A 7,568-nucleotide genomic window follows, 5' to 3' on the forward strand; every position below is an offset into this window, starting at 1 on the left:
AACTAGGGAGGGTAATATTCAATTATTTAAAAATGTTAAGGCTCGATATGGTTATCGCCCTAGTTATTTAGTAAGTGTAAAACCGGATAAATATTATGGGCTATCCAGTGATGGGAAAGGCGTGGCTTATTATGATTTAAGTGTGAGTGGCGGTATTAATGGCTGGCCACTTACCCGCTGGCCTTATGAAGTTGATGATGCAGAGGTGGCGGCAATTTACGCTGTTGAAGGCGCCCAAGAAGGAGATGTTTGGGATCGTTATGAGAGTAACCGTTATCTCAATACCGAGACTCTGGGTTGTTTAGCCAATATTCCATTGCGATATGGTGACCTTGAGAGTGATGGGGTCAATGAGCTGGTACTTCCGTTAGGTAACAATGATCAACAAGTTGACTGGGTAGTTTTTTCTCCTACGGCGGGAAAAATAATATTTTCAGCGCGCATCGCGCTGCAAGATTTTTTTGAGGCGCCTGATAACGCTTGGGCATATTATTTATCGGATGCTGCAGGGCCAAAAGCCTTAATGGGTAAACGTGCCTATGCAAAATTGTATTTTAGTGATTTTGATAAAAACGCAAAAGCCGATATTCTTGTATGGCGTAAACAATATTCATCGCTGACTAAAAAGAATTCTTCAGTGAAAGGTTTTAAGCTGAAACATCAAAATTATCGTCACTATGAACTAATTAATGGCGAATACCTCCCACAAAAAACCGACAGCGCAACAATAAAAAACTGGTTAAAAACCAGCAAGCTCACGTGGCAAAAAGGCTTTCCCAGTACCAGTGAATGCGCAGGGCAAAAAGGACAGCTAATACCCGAGATGCATGATGTTTTACTGAATGACCCTGACGTGTTGCAATAGGTTTTTAATTTTTGCGGTTTTGCTGCACTTAGTCGACGTGCCTGCGCCAGTTGCATGGCTTGCTGATGGCTGCCTTAAGTTCATGACTAATAGAAGACTGGTTGCAATCTAGCCTTTGCGCCATAGCTGTTTGACTTAATCCCTCTTGCAATAATTCAGGAATCTGGCATTTTTGATCGTCGGTGAGCTTATTATAGGTTTTTATGGTTGCATCTCTTGCCGGAGAAAAAACGCTTAGCCTACTATCAGCTCACCAGCTTTTCTACCCTATGAAGTTATGCTCTTCGAAGTTGAATCCAAAGTTTTATATGCTTTTAACTCAGAGGTAGATCGATGGTGAATTTTGCACCACCTGCGGCGCCGTTTTGGGCGCTCACCTGACCGCCGAGTTGGATTGCGTGCTGTTGCACAATAGCCAAGCCAAAGCCATGCCCATGCCCCGATTGACTACCCCGAAAAAACGGCTCGAATACTCTATCAATAATCGTATCTGGAATACCCGAGCCGTGGTCTTCAATGATAATTCTGGCTGTATATTGTGATATTTTTTTAAGTGAAATGTGGATAGGGGGCTTGCCGTATTTAATGGTGTTGCTCAGAATATTGCTAATAATTTGCTCGAGTTGCCCAGCGCCGGCCGTCACCATAATAGAGTCGTCAATAGTATCGCCAAGAGGTTTCGCACATTGAATAGAATGGCGTTGTATTTCTGATCGTAAAACATCAGCTACCCGTTTTGGCATAACAGGCTGTTTGGCCAGTGTATTGTTGGTGCGAGCGTACTTTAATACATCGTTAATTAAATTGTCGAGCTCATCAAGCTCTTCATTCATCGCTTTAATGTGAGTGTTTTGTTGTTCTGGCAAGCTCGCCACTAAAAAGCGCATTCTCGACAGTGGCGTTCGTAGCTCATGTGCTACGCTGTTGGTTAAAAAGCGTTGGCTCGATACTAACGCTTCTATGTTACGCAGCATATGATTAACGGTGATATTAATATTACCTAATCGCCAGTGGGGATGTTCATTGGCACGTATCGAAAGGTTACCCGCCGCGACATCGTTCGCAACGGTATTTAAGTGCTTGACTCGCCGCCGCCATTGCCATGCCCAAATTAGGCATATCATTGTAAAGCCCAGATAAAAAAAGAACCACAATATGAACACTAGGCGATCTAGTGTATTGATTGTGAGCGCGGGGCCAAAATGATAAACGTTGCCTTGCTTGGTCATAAATGACCAGTGGTAATTTTCAAAATTAAATATTTGAATGCGTTCTAATAGCGGCGATTCGGGCGCGACGTTAGATGTGGGGTGAGAGGGCGTACTGGCTGCTAATTTGCGCATGGGGATATTGCTGATTTCATTATTTTTGGCCATTAACGCATTGAGTTCATCGGTTGTTAAGTGTTGTTCTAATGCGTCTAATAAGACTAAAACCGTGGCTACATCACGTTGAGCATCTTCAATAATGGGTTGTTCATTCAATGCCACAATTACGCCCAAAATTAATGGGCGCGCTAGCAACCAATACAGCGAAATAGTGATCACAAATAAAGTAATAAAGCGAGGCATGTCGTCATCCGTTATTGTATTGTTATGTTGTTATGTTGTTATGTTGGCCAAGCCTGCACTGGCTAATAAATAACCCTTACCGCGTACTGTGATAATAATTTGTGGATTTGCTGGGTTGTCACCGAGTTTTTTGCGTAGACTCGCAACCTTGGTGTCTGTTGTGCGATCTACTCCGTCATAGGCAATGCCTCGCGTTGCTTGCACGGTTGCCTCTCGGCTTTGTATCTGATCGATATGTTTTAATAAAAAAATCAGCAATTCAAATTCACCGTCGGTGAGTTGTAGATCTGTTTTATCCAAAAACGCTCGTCTACGCGGGGAGTCTATTTTTAAGCGACCTTGCTCGCTATGTTGTGAATCGGCAAGGTGAGATGACTGGCTTCGGCGTTGCAGTGCTCGTAGGCGGGCTAATAAAACGCGAGGCAATACGGGTTTTTGGATGTAGTCGTCGGCGCCCATCTCTAAGGCAGCAACTTGATCCATATCATCGGCGACTGCGGTTAACATTAATATCACACCTTGGTACCACGTACGCAGCTCTTGGCACAGTGCCAATCCATTGCCGTCGGGTAGCATCAAATCGAGAATAATAATGTCGGGGTGTTGCGCCGCAATGGCTAGCCGAGCATCACTTACATGGGTTGAGAGCGACGTGCGGTAACCTTGTGCAGTGAGATACTCAGTGATAAATCGCCCTAACTTGGGGTCGTCTTCTACGATAAATACGTGAGTCACGATGATTGAATCCTTTTGATACCATTGTATTGAGTAGTGTATCTAAAAAGCGAGTATTGCATACACACCCATACAATCGCGCACACTCTGCGTGTGGTGCTATCAGCTGCAACCTTTCACACTGGCCACTCTATTTCACAGCATAGGTTGGCGCAATGAAGTCACTCATAAGGTCACTCATAAAACAAGTAACCATCACAACATCCATTGCTTTGGCGTTACTGATGATGGGGTGCAACAATGTCGCTTCGTTTGATCGGGCGGTGCAGGGCTATTGGCAAAGCAATCGCTATGGCTGGGTTATGGTGGTTGAAGAGCGAGGTATAAGTTTATACGATCAGTTAAAAGGAGAGTGTTTACGTAGTGATATATTTCCGTTGTTTGTGGATATCGAAGCATTGCCGCACGAATTTGTATTGGATAATGGTGATTTAATGACTGTCTTAAACGGTATTAAATCCCCGCCTATACGCTGGCAGCGACGGGCCTCGTTGGCGCAGGCTTGCCCCAAGGGAGAAATAGCCCGTAGTGGAGCTGCGGATTATCAAGAAAATGTGCTAAGAGATTATGATTGGTATGTCGCAACCTTTGAGCGACATTATGCTTTTAGTGCGTTGCGTAATATTGATACCGAGACTTTGTTTAAAGGTGGTCGCGCACAGTTGCAAGCGAGCCCCACTGTTGCAACACTACAGTCAGTATTAGAGGCCTTTATTGCGATAACGCAAGATGGGCATGTTAAGCTTTTTGCGCTGGATCTTGAGCAAGGCGGTGTAGATGAGCTAGCTAATGGCGATATCGCAGCGACTTTAGAAGGGGCGCTTGGGCTCGAAGGCCACCGCAATGGCGTTAGTGATTTAGACACCTATGTATCAGCACAAGTGGACATTATACTTAATAGTATTCGTCAGCATTTGGATATGAGCCGGCGCAAAGCCGATAGTGGTGGCATTATGCACTGGATCCCCGTGGCTGGTCAAAATCAAGGGTATGTACTTTTAGAGGGAATGGAAAATTTTGGTGGCGAAGCACTGACTCTTGACGCGCAGTCTATAGCGCTCGAGAGTGCACTCGATGAGCTGGTCGCCGATTTTAAAAATGTAGACCGCATCATTATCGATAATCGTTTAAATGGTGGTGGTTTTGATCGGTTTGGGTTTCAAATTGCGCAGCGCTTTATGGCCAGTAATACTACACAGCTCAATAAGCAGGTGTATGTTGGCGGTGACTGGTTAGCGGCTGAGACGCTCAATATTAAGCGCAATGCCGTAGCTTATAGCGGGGACGTCATTTTGCTTAATTCCCCTTACACCGCAAGCGCCGCAGAGACCTTTTCGATTGTGATGGCCGAACAAGCCAATGTGCGCATAATGGGTGAGCGTACAGCCGGCGAGCTCTCGGATATGCTATTTAAAGTACTGCCTAGCGGCTTAGTGTTTTCACTCTCCAATGAAGCTTACAAAAACGAAGCTGGCGAGTTATTCGAATTTATTGGGGTTCCTGTTGATATTCAGGCTAAATCGTTCACGAATACTCAGCGCCTTAATGGGCAAGATAATACCTTAGCGGATGCCATTGCATTGCCATAATCACTACAGGCAGTCTCCACTCAAATGTATTTTCTTCTTTGATTAAAGAAAGCATAGGAGTCCAATTATCTTCGTTATTGATATGCAATGGGGAAATATCACTCTCTTGATCACAACCATCTTGCCTTCACCCTCGAAGCTCAGTTATGGCTTAGGTGATAGGTTGGGCTGATGGGGCGATTGCAATACCGTTTGGTGCTTGATCGCTTCGGTTAAATCAAAGGTAGGGTTATTGCGTTCTTTAAGGTTGGTATATTCTGATATGGGTGCGTTGACGCCACTCAATGTATCATTTGGGGGTATTGAAAAGGTGGCTCTTTACGGAATTTACAGGCACAAAAAAAGGCTTACCAAGGTAAGCCTTTTTTTGTTTTAAGCATCAATTTTTATGCGCTTAGGGTTTTTCTCCGCTAAGTGATCGCTAACCTGTGATGCTAGGTATATGGTCGGGACAGCAGGATTCGAACCTACGACCCCCACACCCCCAGTCTAGAGCGTAGAAAAACCTAACTTACTGAATATTATAACCTTTTTAGCTTATCAGAATGCCTTCCCGCCTATCATCTCGTTTGTGAATATTACTTTGACATCTTCAAAGGGCATCTCGTGGCTTGCCTGATACATAGCAGTCATTGTTTCGTCGCTGTGAGCCATGGCGTGCTGTATAACTTTGATATCGAAACCAGCGCGGCTAGCTAGCATGTCACCGAGCGATCTTACTTCATGAAAAGAAGGGGGGCTTGCGCTATTTGCCCAGAGCTTGGTCTCATTTCGTGCGCTTCTAAATTGCTCGCCAAGGCGCTCTTTGGTGATTTGTGCGTAGTGCTCTTTTACTTTACTTTGATATATTCTTGCGGGCTTATGGCTGACTAAAAATGGGCATTTGCCGTTTTTTACACTGCAAGCCTGCGCCCGTTGAATTATTTGATTTAGAAGTGGATGGATTTCGGTATTCCATTGTAATCGTGCTGCTTTTGCATAGCCTTTTTGGGCCTCTGATTTACTGATTACACGCTGAAGTATTCCATCTTTTATATTCTGATCAAATCGTAGTGTTAGTATGTCCTGTTCGCGCATAAGTGTTATTAGTGAAAGACCCATGGCAACCTGTAGGCCCTCGTATTGGAGCGCACCTGCCGCTTTATATATAGCCCAAAATCCTTTCTCATTTAATCGCTCGCGAGTTCGCGCGGGTTTTGCTTTTAGGTATAGCCTTGGACGGTCGTCTGATGTTGTAAATGGGTTGTACTGTAGTTGCGGTGTGTAGCCTTTCCCCATTAAAAAGTTAAATAGCTTCCTAAATTCGCAATGCCTTAACTTTTGGTCGTTATAGCTTAGACGGTTCCACCACTGCTCAATGCTTTCACGAGTGATTTTATTGGGAGGGAGGTCAATAGCTCTGGCGTATTTACGCATTGCATAGCACCTATTAGCCCAGCTCTTTGTTTTAGCTATGTCGGGGCTAGCTTCTTGCCTGTAGGTTATAAAGTCATCGATTAGTGAGCTCATAATGGTCTGCCCGGCTTTAGATTTTTTTTTGGCTGTATAGTTATCGCGGTTTTCGTTCGCCTTGTTTGCGGCGATATTTGCGTCTTCCGGTGTGCTCGCTTTGAATATTTTATTCTTGCCGTTAGGCAATTTATAACACCAAAAACCATCGCGTCTTTTAGGATCTAAATAAAGATTGTCAGCAAGTAAAGTGCCGTTAAAGTAGCGAGATTTTTTAGGGCGGGCCATGATTTTTCCTAGTTATTGGCTCTAAGCCAGTAAGTCAATTACGCTGTCATCGTTTGTCGCGATGCGGGGTTTATCTAAATTATCGCGAGAGAGAAAATCAACTTCATCAACATATACAACGCCCTGTATTATTCGGCCATTGATCGTGCCATCATTAACGGCATCCATCCAAAATTTTCGGGCTGGACGACTGCCTGATTTGAAGTAGGCGCGATTGAGTTGTGTGTGTGTGACTAATTTCATAGTGATTCTCCTATCTTGGTAGGCCTCTACGCGACTTGATGCAAGTCGCGACACGGTGCGCAAATACCTGTAATTAGGCGCCCACTCCATTCGCCGCATAAATCACAATCCCCTTTCACTCCTTGGGGTAGCTGCGCTTGCTTGCGAATATTGGCTATGTGGATGTCTGTGTATTTTTGTTGGTTGTCGTTTGATGTATCAATGTCATCTGCCATGAGGGATCCTTGTTGTTTGTGTTGTGGGCTGCGTTAGTGCTTCACGCATACAGTGGTATTTTTACAGCCGGTTTTTAGGCGGCCTCTTTGCTTGCGGCTTCGCCGGCTAAAGCAAAATAGCTAGCGCCATCTTCAAAGTCGTCTTTGACAAATTGCCCCTGTTTTGCGCGGCTGGCTTTTAAAAACACCATGAACATCCAGCCTTGTTGCTCGCTAATGTTGGTGCCGTACATGGCGTTAAAGCTGGCGACGGTATTGGCCATGCTGCGCCCGCCGTCTTCGCTGTCACGCTGGCTTGCACGGTTTTGTATGTGATTCGCGGCATTTTCTAAGAGGGTGGCCGCGCTGATTGTGTTGGTGGGGAGGGGGCCTTGCTCGCAAAGGATCAGGCGGTGACCCCCAGAGGGAAGGCTGGGCGCGTTCCCGTCGCTGAGCTCTATGGTGTTGTTAATTAACCAGTTTTCTTCGACGTTATAGAGCTCGCACAGTCTGCTTAATTGTTGCGCGGCAATGGTGCTCGGTGGCGCTTCGCCGTTTTCGATTTCTTTAATAAATTGTGGGTTAACATCAAGGGCCTTAGCGACTTGAGTGTGCGTTAATGCGTTGCCCTTGC

8 protein-coding genes and 1 pseudogene are annotated in these 7,568 nt (G+C 45.1%); 2 read left to right on the forward strand and 7 right to left on the reverse strand.

Features of this window, described 5'->3' with window-relative positions; translation table 11 throughout:
- Positions 1-865, forward strand: a pseudogene (locus AC438_RS15850) (hypothetical protein); the annotation flags it as partial.
- A 28-nt stretch (positions 866-893) separates the two neighbouring features.
- Here AC438_RS15850 and AC438_RS17460 read toward each other — a convergent pair.
- From AC438_RS17460 to AC438_RS15860, 3 genes are all read right to left on the reverse strand, one after another.
- Positions 894-1,070, reverse strand: coding sequence for a helix-turn-helix domain-containing protein (locus AC438_RS17460; protein WP_082354225.1), 177 nt, complete (start codon positions 1,068-1,070; stop codon positions 894-896).
- 109 nt (positions 1,071-1,179) lie between these two features.
- The gene (locus tag AC438_RS15855; RefSeq protein ID WP_053982241.1) at positions 1,180-2,436 is read right to left on the reverse strand and encodes a HAMP domain-containing sensor histidine kinase; all 1,257 of its coding nucleotides are present in this window, start codon (positions 2,434-2,436) and stop codon (positions 1,180-1,182) included.
- Positions 2,437-2,466: 30 nt separating this feature from the next.
- A complete protein-coding gene (locus AC438_RS15860; protein ID WP_202904783.1) occupies positions 2,467-3,171 on the reverse strand; it encodes a response regulator in 705 nt (234 codons plus the stop codon).
- A 155-nt stretch (positions 3,172-3,326) separates the two neighbouring features.
- Here AC438_RS15860 and AC438_RS15865 point away from each other — a divergent pair, with 155 nt between their 5' ends.
- A complete protein-coding gene (locus tag AC438_RS15865; RefSeq protein ID WP_053982243.1) occupies positions 3,327-4,760 on the forward strand; it encodes a S41 family peptidase in 1,434 nt (477 codons plus the stop codon).
- 540 nt (positions 4,761-5,300) lie between these two features.
- Here the strand turns inward: AC438_RS15865 and AC438_RS15870 are convergent.
- The 4 genes from AC438_RS15870 to AC438_RS16890 form a co-directional block, all read right to left on the reverse strand.
- On the reverse strand, positions 5,301-6,497 hold the full coding sequence (locus AC438_RS15870; RefSeq protein WP_053982244.1) for a tyrosine-type recombinase/integrase: 1,197 nt from the start codon (positions 6,495-6,497) through the stop codon (positions 5,301-5,303).
- A gap of 21 nt (positions 6,498-6,518) precedes the next feature.
- The gene (locus tag AC438_RS15875) at positions 6,519-6,740 is read right to left on the reverse strand and encodes a hypothetical protein (protein ID WP_053982245.1); all 222 of its coding nucleotides are present in this window, start codon (positions 6,738-6,740) and stop codon (positions 6,519-6,521) included.
- Positions 6,741-6,766: 26 nt separating this feature from the next.
- Positions 6,767-6,955: a hypothetical protein gene (locus AC438_RS15880; protein ID WP_053982246.1), complete on the reverse strand. Its 189-nt coding sequence runs from the start codon at positions 6,953-6,955 to the stop codon at positions 6,767-6,769.
- A gap of 74 nt (positions 6,956-7,029) precedes the next feature.
- Positions 7,030-7,568 (reverse strand): DUF6378 domain-containing protein (locus tag AC438_RS16890; protein WP_156317120.1); only part of this gene is annotated, 539 nt, incomplete at its 5' end.

Source organism: Marinagarivorans algicola, from assembly GCF_001292705.1.
Lineage (GTDB): Bacteria > Pseudomonadota > Gammaproteobacteria > Pseudomonadales > Cellvibrionaceae > Marinagarivorans > Marinagarivorans algicola.